Annotated in this window: 17 protein-coding genes; 8 read left to right on the top strand and 9 right to left on the bottom strand. The window is 54.3% G+C overall.

Translation table 11 applies throughout. The features are described from left to right. Window positions 1-2: 2 nt before the first annotated feature. From rpoN to KCG39_RS15645, 7 genes are read right to left on the bottom strand one after another with little or no spacing between them, the layout of a single operon-like run. Window positions 3-1,436, bottom strand: coding sequence for an RNA polymerase factor sigma-54 (gene rpoN, locus KCG39_RS15675; RefSeq protein WP_049115720.1), 1,434 nt, complete (start codon window positions 1,434-1,436; stop codon window positions 3-5). Window positions 1,437-1,483: 47 nt separating this feature from the next. Then, window positions 1,484-2,209 (bottom strand): LPS export ABC transporter ATP-binding protein, encoded by a 726-nt coding sequence (gene lptB, locus KCG39_RS15670; RefSeq protein ID WP_004125705.1) that lies wholly within the window; start codon window positions 2,207-2,209, stop codon window positions 1,484-1,486. 6 nt (window positions 2,210-2,215) lie between these two features. Further along, on the bottom strand, window positions 2,216-2,761 hold the full coding sequence (gene lptA / locus KCG39_RS15665; RefSeq protein ID WP_004125703.1) for a lipopolysaccharide ABC transporter substrate-binding protein LptA: 546 nt from the start codon (window positions 2,759-2,761) through the stop codon (window positions 2,216-2,218). Next, on the bottom strand, window positions 2,730-3,305 hold the full coding sequence (gene lptC, locus KCG39_RS15660) for an LPS export ABC transporter periplasmic protein LptC (RefSeq protein WP_004125700.1): 576 nt from the start codon (window positions 3,303-3,305) through the stop codon (window positions 2,730-2,732). Before lptC ends, lptA begins: the two co-directional genes overlap by 32 nt. Further along, the gene (kdsC, locus tag KCG39_RS15655; RefSeq protein ID WP_004125698.1) at window positions 3,302-3,868 is read right to left on the bottom strand and encodes a 3-deoxy-manno-octulosonate-8-phosphatase KdsC; all 567 of its coding nucleotides are present in this window, start codon (window positions 3,866-3,868) and stop codon (window positions 3,302-3,304) included. The genes lptC and kdsC overlap by 4 nt, the downstream gene beginning before the upstream one ends. Before the next feature lie 14 nt (window positions 3,869-3,882). Next, window positions 3,883-4,887: an arabinose-5-phosphate isomerase KdsD gene (gene kdsD / locus KCG39_RS15650; RefSeq protein ID WP_375293858.1), complete on the bottom strand. Its 1,005-nt coding sequence runs from the start codon at window positions 4,885-4,887 to the stop codon at window positions 3,883-3,885. Next, window positions 4,884-5,861, bottom strand: a complete 978-nt coding sequence (locus KCG39_RS15645; protein ID WP_049115716.1) for a calcium/sodium antiporter — start codon at window positions 5,859-5,861, stop codon at window positions 4,884-4,886. The genes kdsD and KCG39_RS15645 overlap by 4 nt, the downstream gene beginning before the upstream one ends. A gap of 209 nt (window positions 5,862-6,070) precedes the next feature. On the opposite strand from KCG39_RS15645, the gene mlaF reads away from it, so the two are divergent. The 7 genes from mlaF to murA all read left to right on the top strand — a co-directional run bounded on the left by mlaF (window position 6,071) and on the right by murA (window position 10,877). Continuing rightward, a complete protein-coding gene (mlaF, locus tag KCG39_RS15640; RefSeq protein WP_004125691.1) occupies window positions 6,071-6,883 on the top strand; it encodes a phospholipid ABC transporter ATP-binding protein MlaF in 813 nt (270 codons plus the stop codon). Between the two features lie 7 nt (window positions 6,884-6,890). Further along, window positions 6,891-7,673: a lipid asymmetry maintenance ABC transporter permease subunit MlaE gene (mlaE, locus tag KCG39_RS15635; RefSeq protein WP_004125690.1), complete on the top strand. Its 783-nt coding sequence runs from the start codon at window positions 6,891-6,893 to the stop codon at window positions 7,671-7,673. 4 nt (window positions 7,674-7,677) lie between these two features. After that, window positions 7,678-8,229 (top strand): outer membrane lipid asymmetry maintenance protein MlaD, encoded by a 552-nt coding sequence (mlaD, locus tag KCG39_RS15630; protein ID WP_004125689.1) that lies wholly within the window; start codon window positions 7,678-7,680, stop codon window positions 8,227-8,229. An 18-nt stretch (window positions 8,230-8,247) separates the two neighbouring features. Further along, window positions 8,248-8,883 carry a phospholipid-binding protein MlaC gene (gene mlaC, locus KCG39_RS15625; protein WP_004125682.1) on the top strand — a complete coding sequence of 212 codons (636 nt, stop codon included), beginning with the start codon at window positions 8,248-8,250 and terminating at the stop codon, window positions 8,881-8,883. Continuing rightward, window positions 8,883-9,173, top strand: a complete 291-nt coding sequence (gene mlaB, locus KCG39_RS15620) for a lipid asymmetry maintenance protein MlaB (RefSeq protein ID WP_004125681.1) — start codon at window positions 8,883-8,885, stop codon at window positions 9,171-9,173. Before mlaC ends, mlaB begins: the two co-directional genes overlap by 1 nt. Window positions 9,174-9,308: 135 nt before the next feature. Beyond that, window positions 9,309-9,563: a BolA family iron metabolism protein IbaG gene (ibaG, locus tag KCG39_RS15615; RefSeq protein WP_087828333.1), complete on the top strand. Its 255-nt coding sequence runs from the start codon at window positions 9,309-9,311 to the stop codon at window positions 9,561-9,563. A 54-nt stretch (window positions 9,564-9,617) separates the two neighbouring features. Next, window positions 9,618-10,877 carry a UDP-N-acetylglucosamine 1-carboxyvinyltransferase gene (gene murA, locus KCG39_RS15610; protein ID WP_004125680.1) on the top strand — a complete coding sequence of 420 codons (1,260 nt, stop codon included), beginning with the start codon at window positions 9,618-9,620 and terminating at the stop codon, window positions 10,875-10,877. Window positions 10,878-10,933: 56 nt separating this feature from the next. On the opposite strand, the gene sfsB is transcribed toward murA, so the two are convergent. Continuing rightward, window positions 10,934-11,206, bottom strand: coding sequence for a DNA-binding transcriptional regulator SfsB (gene sfsB / locus KCG39_RS15605; RefSeq protein ID WP_004125679.1), 273 nt, complete (start codon window positions 11,204-11,206; stop codon window positions 10,934-10,936). Window positions 11,207-11,405: 199 nt separating this feature from the next. Beyond that, complete coding sequence (ispB, locus tag KCG39_RS15600) at window positions 11,406-12,377, bottom strand: octaprenyl diphosphate synthase (RefSeq protein WP_142445284.1); 972 nt, start codon at window positions 12,375-12,377, stop codon at window positions 11,406-11,408. A 259-nt stretch (window positions 12,378-12,636) separates the two neighbouring features. Between ispB and rplU the strand changes: the two genes are divergently transcribed. Then, on the top strand, window positions 12,637-12,948 hold the full coding sequence (gene rplU, locus KCG39_RS15595) for a 50S ribosomal protein L21 (protein ID WP_004106123.1): 312 nt from the start codon (window positions 12,637-12,639) through the stop codon (window positions 12,946-12,948). The last annotated feature ends 6 nt before the right edge of the window (window positions 12,949-12,954 follow it).

The raw sequence follows: 12,954 nt of genomic DNA, 5'->3' as shown, positions 1-12,954 counted from the left end.
GGTCAAACCAATTGCTTGCGCTGATTTGACGGCGGAATGGATAAAGACTCTCGGTACTTAGCAACGGTTCGCCGTGCCACCATAATACCCTGATCGGATAGCATGGTGGTGAGCTTACTGTCACTCAATGGTTTCGCGGGGTTTTCCGCGGCAATTAATTTCTTCACCAGCGCGCGAATAGCCGTCGACGATGCTTCGCCGCCGCCTTCAGTGTTCACATGGCTGGAGAAGAAATACTTCAGCTCAAAAATACCGCGTGGACTGTGCAGGTATTTTTGCGTAGTAACGCGTGAAATAGTGGATTCATGCATTTCGACGGCCTGAGCGATATCCGCCAGCACCATCGGTTTCATAAACTCTTCGCCTTGTTCAAAAAAAGCCTGCTGTTGTTCGACGATACAGCGGCTGACGCGCAGAAGGGTGTCGTTGCGGCTCTCCAGGCTCTTGATCAGCCAGCGCGCTTCCTGCAGGTTGCTACGGATAAACTGGCCGTCAGCGTCATTGCGCGTGCTGTTACCCATAGCGGCATAGTGCTGATTGATCTTCAGGCGCGGAAGGCTATCTGAATTGAGCTCAACCACCCAACGATCGTTCACTTTACGCACCAGAACGTCAGGAATGACATATTCTGGCTCGCCAGTTTGGATCGACTGCCCCGGGCGCGGATCCAGCGATTGGATCAAATTTACCGCTTCCTTTAACACTTCTTCTTTGAGGCGGGTTACACGCATCAGGCTGCGGAAGTCGTGGTTGGCCAGCAGATCGAGATGATCGCTGATGATCAGACGGGCTTCTTCAATCCACGGCGTCTCTTTGGCAAACTGTGAAAGCTGGACCAGCAGGCAATCGCGCAAATCTTTCGCCGCCACGCCGACGGGGTCGAAACGCTGAATGCGCTTGAGAACCGCCTCAACTTCTTCAAGTCCGATTTCATCGTCGCCAATACTTTCCACGATGTCTTCGATAGAAATCGTCAGGTAGCCGGTATCATCAACGGCATCGACGATAGAGGTCGCGATGGCGCGATCGGTATCAGTGAATGGCGTAAGTTCAACCTGCCACATCAGGTAATCCTGCAGACTTTGCGTGGTCTCACCCTGATAGACGGGCAGATCGTCATCCTGGTAATCGACGCCGTTGCCTGATGGCGTTCCGGCGGTGTAAATCTCATCCCAGCTGGCATCAAGCGGCAGCTCTTCGGGCATCTCTTTTTGCTCAAGGGCATCGACGGTATCCAGAGATTCGCGATCCTCAGCTTCTTTGGTTTCTACCTCATCGTGAAGATCGGTTTGCTCCAGCAACGGGTTGCTGTCCAGCGCCTGCTGGAGTTCTTGCTGGAGTTCTAACGTGGACAGCTGCAGTAGACGAATCGCCTGCTGCAGTTGTGGCGTCATGGCAAGCTGTTGGCTTAGCCTTAATTGCAAACCTTGCTTCATATTCAGGGCCAATATCTCCGGCTAAAACGTCTGTAACCTCTACCCTATCAGAGTCTGAAGTCTTCCCCAAGATACACGCGCTTAACCTGCTCGTCTTCAAGGATTTGCTGCGGCGTACCGTGGGCTATCAGGTGGCCCTGGCTGACGATATAGGCACGCTCGCAAACGGCCAGCGTTTCCCTGACGTTATGGTCGGTTATCAGGACGCCAAGGCCGCTGTCGCGCAGGTGTTCAATAATGCGTTTGATATCGATAACGGAGATGGGGTCAACGCCGGCAAAGGGTTCATCCAGCAGGATGAATTTCGGGTTAGCCGCCAACGCGCGGGCGATCTCGACGCGGCGGCGTTCACCACCGGAGAGCGCCTGGCCGAGACTATCGCGCAGGTGCTCAATGTGAAACTCCTCCATCAGCTCTTTCGCGCGATCTTCACGCTGCTCGTTGCTCAGATCGTCGCGAATCTGCAATACCGCCATCAGGTTATCGTAAACGCTGAGACGGCGGAAAATGGAGGCCTCCTGCGGCAAATAGCCGATGCCGCGACGCGCGCGCGCGTGTAGCGGCAGCAGGCTGATGTCTTCATCATCGATGATAATGTTGCCCGCGTCGCGCGGTACGATACCAACAACCATATAGAAGGTAGTGGTTTTACCGGCGCCGTTTGGGCCTAGCAGGCCAACAATCTCGCCCGAATTCACGGTCAGGCTGACGTCTTCTACAACGCGGCGGCCTTTATAGGCTTTAGCAAGATTCTTTGCGGTTAATGTTGCCATAACGAATTACTTACCCTTCTTTGACTGATCGCTACCCTTGTCCTGCAGCTGCGAAGGAACCAGAACCGTGGTCACGCGCCCGCCTTTATTGCTGAAGGCCTGCATTTTTTGCTCTTTCACCAGGTAAGTGATTTTGTCGCCCTGGATATTGCTATCGATCTGTTCCAGATGCGCATTGCCGGTCAGCACGACAAAGTCGTTTTGCAGTTCATAATGCATTTTTGACGCGCGGCCTTTTACCGGTTTGCCGTTATCCTGCATCTGGTAGAAGGTGGCCGGGTTACCATAGCCATCGATAACCTCTTTGCCTTTTTCGCCGCCCGGGCGGGTCACGACGACTTTGTCGGCGTTGATTTTGATCGTTCCCTGAGTGACGACGACATTACCCGTAAAGGTGACGACGTTGCCCTGCATATCCAGCGACTGCTGATCGGATTCAATATGAATCGGCTGATCGGTATCACCCGTCTTGGCCTGTGCCGACAGGCTGGCGGCCAGTAAGGCGCTGGCGAGCGCAATCTTAAGGCTGAGTTTGTTTGTTCTGAATTTCATATGAGGTTCTAACCTTTTCAATCAGCTCGGCATTTTTGCTGCGCAGGTTCCCGCGCATTTTCAGGCCGCTGGAATTAAATGTTGTTCCGTACAACGTCACCATGTCATCGGAGGTAACATCCTGCGTCACCAGGTTTATCTGGGCGTTATCCGTCGTAATTTTGCGCAGTTGAGAATCCGCCGTCAGCGCATTAACCTCAACGTGCCCGTAAAGATACAGCATGCGGTCATTCGTCAACTTAGCTTTATCCGCTTTGATAGACCAGGTTGGTACTTTATTCGTATCGAAGGTGGTCATCACCGGCTTTGCGAACCACGAGAGCTGCTGTTCGGAAAAATACTCTACGTGTTCCGCTATTAGCCTGTAGTTAAGCGCCCCTTCGGGACTATAAACGACGGTATCGGTATGCTCGCTGGTATACGTCGGATCGTCAGGATTGATCGCTTGCTGGGTGGCATCGTCCGTACTCGCCAGGTTCAGGCCGATCAGGATCAGCGCGACCAGCGATAGTAAAATGATAACCCAACGTCTGGTTTTACTCATATAGATTGCCCTTTGGCCTCATCCAGCTTGCCCTGCGCCAATAGTAGCAAATCGCACACTTCGCGTACCGCTCCGCGACCGCCGTTGATACGAGTAACGTAATCCGCGCGCGGGAGCAGCAACGGATGCGCATCGGCTACCGCTATGCTTAAACCCACTTCCGCCATCACCGGCCAGTCGATCAGATCGTCGCCAATATAGGCCACTTCATCCGCGCTAACGGCCAGTTTATTGAGTAGCTCATGAAACGCCAGCAGCTTATCAGACTGCCCCTGGTAGAGATGAGTGATGCCGAGCGTCTGGCAGCGATCTTCCACCAGTTTAGCGTTTCGCCCGGTAATTATCGCCACTTCAATCTCTGAAGTCAGGGCGCAGCGGATACCGTAGCCGTCGCGCACGTTAAACGCTTTCAGCTCTTCGCCGTTGTTGCCCATATAGATAAGACCGTCGGACAGAACGCCGTCCACATCAAGTATCAGTAAACGGATCTTCGCTGCCCGGTCAATAAAACCCTGGCTTACCGGACCATAGCAGGTCGCTATCAGGGCATCAGCATTATTCATTATTTTTTCCTTACTTACACTACGCCCGCGCGCAGGAGATCGTGCATATGTATCACACCTACCAGACGGTCGCCATCTGCAACCAGCACGCAGGTGATATGACGGGACTGCATCAGGTTCAGTGCATCAACGGCCAGCGTACCGGGACGGATACGGATACCGCCTCGCGTCATCACTTCGGCGATGCTGGCGTTACGCATATCAATGCCGGTATCAAAGACGCGGCGCAGATCGCCATCGGTGAAAATGCCGATGATATTCATTCCGTCGTCGCAAATAGCGGTCATGCCTAAATTTTTGCGCGTGATTTCCAGCAGCGCATCGCGCAGCGTGGCCCCCAGGCCAACATGCGGAATTTCATCGCCGGTGTGCATAATATCATTGACCCGCAGCAGTAGCTTACGGCCCAGCGCGCCGCCAGGATGCGATAGCGCAAAATCTTCAGCAGTAAAACCGCGGGCTTCCAGCAGCGCTACGGCAAGGGCATCGCCCATGACCAGCGCGGCGGTGGTGCTTGAGGTGGGGGCCAGCCCTAACGGGCAAGCCTCTTTGGGCACTTTCACACACAGATGAATATCCGCCGCGCGCGCCATGCTGCTTTCTGGTCGGCTGGTGATACAGATAAGCGACACCTGCAGGCGCTTGAGGACTGGAATCAGGGCGAGAATTTCATTTGATTCCCCGGAGTTAGATAGCGCGATCACTACGTCGCATGGGGTGACCATGCCCAAATCGCCGTGCGCGGCCTCGCCGGGATGGACGAAGAATGATGATGTCCCGGTGCTGGCGAAAGTTGCGGCCATCTTTCGCCCGATATGGCCGGATTTACCCATTCCCATCACCACAACTTTACCGGTACAGCGAAAAATGGTCTCACAGGCACGGGTAAAGTCTTCATTAATATATTGATCGAGCTGGGCCAGACCTTCACGTTCAATGTCCAGCACCTCACGGCCTGCCCGTTGAAAGTCAAAATCCGCTGGCAAATCTATTTGCGACATAATGTTATCCCGAATCATTCAACGAAGAGCGGCGCTGTCCAGTACAGCATCGCTAACCAAAGCACAAAACCACCCAGCAGCAGGGCACCGGCAAGGCGACCGGGCTGTTGTTTACGACGCCAGCACAGCACCGCGAAGATCAGGCTGACCAGCAGCATGACACCATAGTCGCGGCTAAAGGCCTCGGCGGCAAAGGCGCCTGGCGCAATCAGCGCGGGGAGCCCGAGAACCAGTACGATATTAAGAATATTAGCGCCAATGATATTGCCGATGGCGATGTCATTTTCGCCTTTTCGCGCTCCGGCAATGGCGGTGGCCAGCTCGGGCAGGCTGGTGCCGATGGCAACGACCGTTAAGCCGACGGTCAGTTCGCTGATGGCAAAAAAGTTTGCCAGCACCGTGGCGTTATCCACCACCATCCGCGTGGCCATCGGCATCACTATCATCGCGACGCCCAACCAGAGCAGCGCGACGGGAAGCGAGCCTTCCCGCGGCAGCTCCGCCAGCTGTTCACGGGTCAGGCTGTCGTTCCCCTGGCGTTCCGCAAGGCGGGCAATCTTAAGGGTAAACAGCAGCCACAGTACGGCCAGCGCCAGCAAAAAAAGGCCGTCTATCCGCGTGAGCTGCCCGTCATACAGAACGAATCCTGCCAGTAAACTGACCAGCAACATTAGCGGTAATTCGCGGCGCAGGATATCAGAATGCACGGTAAAAGGTTGAAACAGAGCGGTGAGGCCGAGGATCAGCAGAATATTGGTGATATTCGATCCGAGAGCGGTTCCGATCGCCAGATCGGTTTGTCCATGCAGGGAGGCGGCAGCAGAAACAATGACTTCCGGTAAACTGGTACCGATGCTGACCACCGTCATCCCTATAATAAGGGGGGGGATTCCCAGCATACGGCAGAGTATTGAAGCGGCGTAGACCAGACGATCGGCGCTGTAGACAACCAGCAATAAACCAATAATTAACAGAGCCGTCGCTAAGAGCATCTAAAGTCCTTTCTTCAGGTATAATCGTCGCCTCGCTGGCCGTCCGTAGGCAGCGTAACGAATTCTTAATTTTGACTTTATGTGTGCCAAAAGTAAAACAAATGCCAGCTTTCGCTAACCCGGGCGGGTAAGATTCTGTAAAAATGTTGGGTTTGTGGTGAAAGAAAGCGCCATGCTTAGCCCGACGGGTGTCTAGTAAGGATGATTTTATGAGCCAGAGTTCGGCGAATCTAGTCGAAGTGCGCGGTATTCGCTTCTCGAGGGGCGATCGGGTGATCTTCGATGATATCTCGCTATCGGTACCCCGCGGCAAGATCACCGCGATAATGGGGCCATCAGGGATCGGCAAAACCACCCTGTTACGTCTGATCGGCGGTCAGATCCCGCCCGACAAAGGCGAGATCCTGTTTGATGGTGAAAACGTACCGCAGATGTCGCGCTCGCGCCTGTATACCGTCCGCAAGCGTATGAGCATGCTGTTTCAGTCCGGCGCGCTGTTCACCGACCTGAACGTTTTCGATAACGTCGCTTATCCGCTGCGCGAGCATACGCGTCTGCCGGAAGCGCTGCTGCACACTACGGTGATGATGAAGCTGGAGGCCGTCGGATTACGCGGAGCCGCGAAGTTGATGCCTTCTGAGCTTTCCGGCGGCATGGCCCGCCGTGCCGCGCTGGCGAGGGCGATTGCGCTGGAACCTGATTTAATCATGTTCGATGAGCCCTTTGTCGGGCAGGACCCCATTACGATGGGGGTGCTGGTGAAGCTGATTTCTGAACTCAATAGCACCCTGGGTGTCACCTGTATCGTGGTTTCGCATGATGTGCCGGAGGTGCTCAGCATCGCGGACTTCGCATATATCGTGGCGGACAAAAAGGTGGTAGCGCACGGGAGTGCGCAGTCGCTGCGGGAAAATGCCGATCCTCGGGTTCGTCAGTTCATTGATGGTATCGCCGACGGCCCGGTGCCGTTCCGCTATCCGGCGGGTGATTATCATCATGATTTATTGGGCAAAGGGAGTTAAGCGACTCATGTTGTTAAATGCGCTAGCCGCGCTTGGGCATCGCGGTATTAAAACTATCGCGACGTTTGGGCGTGCTGGATTAATGCTCTTCAACGCGGTTGTGGGCAAGCCTGAGTTTCGCAAGCATGCGCCGCTGCTGGTGCGTCAGCTGTACAACGTTGGCGTGCTATCAATGCTGATCATCATTGTATCGGGGCTGTTTATCGGTATGGTGCTGGGTCTGCAGGGCTATCTGGTGTTGACCACCTATAGCGCCGAAACCAGTCTGGGCATGCTGGTGGCGCTATCGCTGCTGCGTGAGCTGGGGCCGGTGGTCGCTGCGCTGTTGTTTGCCGGGCGTGCCGGCTCGGCGCTGACTGCCGAAATTGGCCTTATGCGCGCAACCGAGCAGCTCTCCAGCATGGAGATGATGGCGGTCGACCCGCTTCGCCGCGTGATCTCTCCGCGCTTCTGGGCGGGGGTGATTTCACTGCCGTTGTTAACGATTATTTTTGTGGCGGTCGGCGTTTGGGGCGGCTCGCTGGTCGGTGTCAGCTGGAAGGGCATCGATGGCGGATTCTTCTGGAGCGCGATGCAAAACGCCGTTGACTGGCGGATGGATCTGGTTAACTGCCTGATTAAGAGTCTGGTTTTTGCCATTACGGTAACATGGATCGCGTTATTTAACGGTTATGACGCTATCCCCACTTCCGCCGGGATTAGCCGGGCGACGACGCGTACCGTGGTGCATGCGTCGCTGGCGGTTCTGGGGCTGGATTTTGTGCTGACTGCGCTGATGTTTGGGAATTGAGTTCATGCAAACGAGAAAAAATGAAATCTGGGTAGGGGTGTTTTTACTGGTTGCGCTGCTGGCCGCGCTGTTTGTCTGCCTGAAGGCGGCAAATGTCACCTCTTTACGTACCGAACCGACTTATCGGCTCTATGCCACTTTTGACAATATCGGCGGTCTGAAAGCGCGCTCTCCGGTGCGAATTGGCGGCGTTGTCGTTGGACGCGTGGCGGATATTACGCTTGACCCTAAAACCTACCTGCCTCGCGTCGCTCTCGATATTGATGAGCGCTACAACCATATCCCGGATACCAGCTCGCTGGCGATCCGAACTTCCGGTCTGCTGGGCGAACAGTACCTGGCGATGAACATCGGGTTTGAAGATCCTGAGCTGGGAACCACTATCCTTAAAGATGGCGGTACCATTCAGGACACCAAATCCGCAATGGTGCTGGAAGATTTGATAGGCCAGTTCCTTTATAACAGTAAAGGTAGCGACAATAAGAATTCTGGCGATGAACAGTCTGCCGGGGAGAGTCATACTGACGCTACGCCGCCAGCCGGCACGACGCACTAATTTCAGGAGAGATAAGACATGTTTAAACGCTTACTAATGGTCGCCATGCTGGTGATTGCCCCTTTGACTGCGGCAACCGCCGCGGACCAATCCAATCCTTATAAGCTGATGGACGAAGCGGCGCAGAAAACCTTCGATCGCCTGAAGAACGAGCAGCCTAAGATTCAGGCTAACCCGAACTACCTGCGCGACATCGTCGATCAGGAACTGCTGCCCTATGTTCAGGTGAAATACGCCGGCGCGTTGGTGTTAGGGCGTTATTACAAAGAAGCGACCCCGGCGCAGCGTGAAGCCTATTTCGCCGCTTTCCGCGAATATCTGAAACAGGCCTATGGCCAGGCGCTGGCGATGTATCACGGTCAGACCTATCAGATTGCCCCTGAGCAGCCTCTGGGCAGCGCGACCATTGTTCCTATTCGCGTCACCATCCTCGATCCTAATGGCCGTCCGCCGGTGCGCCTGGATTTCCAGTGGCGTAAAAATACCCAGACCGGTAACTGGCAGGCGTACGACATGATTGCTGAAGGGGTGAGCATGATCACCACTAAACAAAACGAGTGGAGCGACCTGCTGCGTACTAAAGGCGTTGATGGTCTGACGGCGCAGCTGAAGGCAAGCTCAGCGCAGCCGATTACTCTGGAACAGAAAAAATAATGACCGGGCAGCTGAGCTGGACTCGCGATGGTGAGACGCTGGCGCTGCGCGGAGAGCTGGACCAGGATCTTTTGGTCCCGCTGTGGGAAGCGCGCGCTCAGGCGACGGATGGCGTGTCCGCAATCGACCTGAGCGCCGTGACCCGCGTGGACACCGCCGGGCTGGCGCTATTAGTGCATTTTATCGCACTGGTTCGTCGGCAGGGCGGGGAAGCGAAGTTGACCGGGAAGAGTGAAAATCTGCAAACCCTGGTCAGGTTGTATAACCTTCCTGCCGATATGATCCCATAACTTTTTCAGTGCCTTAGTGCTGAAGCTATTCTGAAAGCCCCATCAAACTTTTCGATGGGGCTTTTTGCTTGTTTAAGACAGCGCCACTTTCCTCTAAGATGTTGGGCTGTTTTCACTATCAGATAAATGTAGCCCATGGAAAATCATGAAATTCAGACCGTGCTGATGAGCGCACTCTCCCTTCAGGAAATCCACGTCTCTGGCGATGGTAGCCACTTTCAGGTTATTGCTGTGGGTGAGATGTTCGACGGCATGAGTCGGGTCAAGAAGCAACAGGCTATCTATGCCCCGCTGATGGAATATATTGCCGATAACCGCATCCATGCTCTGTCGATAAAAGCGTTTACCCCGCAGGAGTGGGCGCGAGACCGCAAACTAAATGGCTTATAAGCTGTGGGGATGTTCCCCGCAGCATATGTGAATTCTTAACAGAGAACAGAATCAATGGATAAATTCCGTGTTCAGGGGCCTACTCGCCTGCAGGGCGAGGTCACTATTTCCGGCGCGAAAAACGCCGCCCTGCCAATCCTCTTTTCCGCGCTATTAGCCGAAGAGCCGATTGAGATCCAGAACGTACCGAAGCTGAAAGACATCGATACCACCATGAAACTGCTGAGCCAGCTGGGCGCGAACGTTAAGCGCAACGGCTCCGTATGGATCGATGCCGGCCCGGTCGACGTTTTCTGTGCGCCGTATGATCTCGTCAAAACCATGCGTGCTTCGATTTGGGCGCTGGGTCCGCTGGTGGCGCGTTTTGGTCAGGGACAGGTATCACTCCCCGGCGGTTGCGCCATCGGCGCGCGCCCGGTTGATTTACACATAACCGGTCTTGAGCAACTGGGTGCGGAAATCAAACTGGAAGAAGGTTATGTCAAGGCGTCGGTTAATGGACGCCTGAAAGGCGCGCATATTGTGATGGATAAGGTCAGCGTTGGCGCTACCGTCACCATCATGAGCGCTGCGACGCTGGCGGAAGGCACCACCGTTATCGAAAACGCCGCGCGCGAGCCGGAAATTGTCGATACTGCGAACTTCCTCAACACGCTGGGCGCGAAGATCAAAGGTCAGGGCACCGATCGTATCACCATCGAAGGCGTAGCGCGCCTTGGCGGCGGCGTCTACCGCGTTCTGCCGGATCGTATTGAAACCGGGACGTTCCTGGTGGCGGCGGCGATTTCTGGCGGTAAGATTCTGTGCCGCAATGCCCAGCCGGATACCCTTGATGCGGTTCTGGCCAAGCTACGCGACGCCGGCGCGGACATTGAAACGGGCGAGGACTGGATTAGCCTCGATATGCACGGCAATCGTCCGAAGGCCGTCAACGTTCGTACTGCCCCACACCCGGGTTTCCCGACCGATATGCAGGCCCAGTTCACTTTGCTGAATCTGGTTGCAGAAGGAACCGGCGTGATCACCGAAACGATTTTCGAAAACCGTTTCATGCATATCCCGGAGCTGATCCGTATGGGCGCGCATGCGGAAATCGAGAGCAATACGGCGATTTGCCACGGCGTGAAGCAGCTTTCTGGCGCCCAGGTAATGGCGACCGATCTGCGTGCGTCAGCCAGCCTGGTGCTGGCGGGCTGTATTGCGGAAGGTACGACGATTGTCGATCGTATTTACCACATTGACCGCGGCTACGAACGTATCGAAGACAAACTTCAGGCGCTTGGCGCGAATATCGAACGCGTGAAAGCCGAATAAGCCTATTGCAGCAGCCCTCTGACGTATGTCCGGGGGCTGTTGTCTGCAACCTCGCTTTATTTGTTATTCTTCCTCTGACGCATCATCTGCGTTCTGTCGATAAACTGGTGGGTATGGGGATCGTGATAGCGCGATGGCCATATTACCCAAGGATCGGTTTCCAGCGCGTGAGCGATAATCAGCTCGCCCTTGGGCCAGGGCCGACTCAGCGCATTGGCGAGCGTTGAAGAACTTAAACCATTACGCCGCGATTCAGCTGCCAGCGACGTCCCTTTTTTGCGTAATCCGGCAATAATATCCGCCGGATGCCAGTCGATGAACTTATCCATAAATTCTCCTGGTAATAAACATTCCGTTCGTCCCTTAATGGGCGACAAAATGACTATACCTTGAGTTCCAGTAATGTTCTAACAAGTTCTTTTAATGGCTTTGATATTAAGAATAAATCAAGAAGTGAGGTTGAAAATGACTTTAATGGCGCTTACTGGAACTTTCCCGCGATTCTACGCGGGAAAGTGAGAGGAGGGGTTAATGGTCGCGCTGCACGGCGATGTGGGCAAGACCAATTAGCGCTTCACGCCACGGAGAATCGGGAAGGACCTGGAGGGCGGCAATTGCTTTATCAGCCTCTTCCTCCGCGCGTTTTTGGGTCCATTCCAGCGAGCCACAGGCTGCCATGGTTTCCAGCACGGCTTCGAGTAGATGGCGGCCGTTACCCTGCTCGATCGCTCCGCGGATCATGGCGGACTGTTCTGCGTTGCCGTGTTGCATAGCGTGCAGGAGCGGAAGGGTGGGTTTGCCTTCATTCAGATCATCACCGACGTTTTTACCCAGCCGCTTACCATCCGAACTGTAGTCAAGCAGATCGTCAATCAGCTGGAAAGCGGTACCCAGATAGCGCCCGTAGTCCTGTAACGCTTTCTCTTGTTCCATGGTGCAGTCGGCCAGGATCCCGGAGCACTGGGCCGCGGCTTCAAACAAACGGGCGGTCTTGCTGTAAATGACCCGCATATAGTTTTCTTCGGTGATATCCGGGTCGTTCACGTTCATCAGCTGCAGGACTTCGCCTTCAGCAATGACGTTAACGGCTTCCGACATCACTTCCAGCACTCTCAATGAGCCGAGGCTGGTCATCATCTGAAAGGCGCGGGTGTAGATGAAATCGCCAACCAGCACGCTAGCGGCATTGCCAAAAGCGGCGTTTGCGGTGGCTTTGCCCCGGCGCATATCAGACTCATCGACGACGTCATCATGTAGTAGGGTGGCGGTATGGATAAATTCGATCAGCGCAGCAATGGCGACGTGAGCGTTTCCCTGATATCCAACGGCACGCGCGGCCAGCACGGCGATCATCGGGCGAATGCGTTTACCGCCTCCGCTAACGATGTAATAGCCTAACTGGTTGATAAGCTGAACATCCGAGTCGAGTTGCTCAAGAATTGTCGCATTGACGCCCGCCATATCCTGCGCGGTTAACTCATTGATTTTTTCTAAATTCATCGCAAAAGCCGGGCCAAATGTCCTGTTCCCGCGTATCCAATAGGATCACAGAAGGATTAAGATAGAATTAAAAGAAGATGTGATTGTACTGAAAAATTGCCGCAGATAAACGCTGGAGTGAAAGTTGTGTTTTTTTTCTGCGTTGATCGCTGATCGCTCTTGTCAAAGGCTCGCGTTTTGCGTAATATTCGCGCCCTATTGTGAATATTTATAGCGCACTCTGAATCATACGAAGAGGTGCGCGGAAGCGGAGTTCTATATGTACGCGGTTTTCCAAAGTGGTGGTAAACAACACCGAGTAAGCGAAGGTCAAACCATTCGCCTGGAAAAGCTGGACATCGCAACTGGCGAAGCTGTTGAGTTCGCAGAAGTGCTGATGATCGCAAACGGTGAAGAAATTAAAATCGGCGTTCCTTTCGTTGAGGGCGGCGTAATCAAAGCTGAAGTTGTTGCACACGGTCGTGGCGAGAAAGTTAAAATCGTTAAGTTTCGTCGTCGTAAACACTACCGTAAGCAGCAGGGCCATCGTCAGTGGTTCACTGATGTGAAAATTACTGGCATCAGCGCCTAAGACCTG

The organism is Klebsiella pasteurii (assembly GCF_018139045.1).
Lineage (GTDB): Bacteria > Pseudomonadota > Gammaproteobacteria > Enterobacterales > Enterobacteriaceae > Klebsiella > Klebsiella grimontii.
Note: the sequence above shows the minus strand (reverse complement) of the source record. Positions and strands in the feature narration are given on the sequence as shown.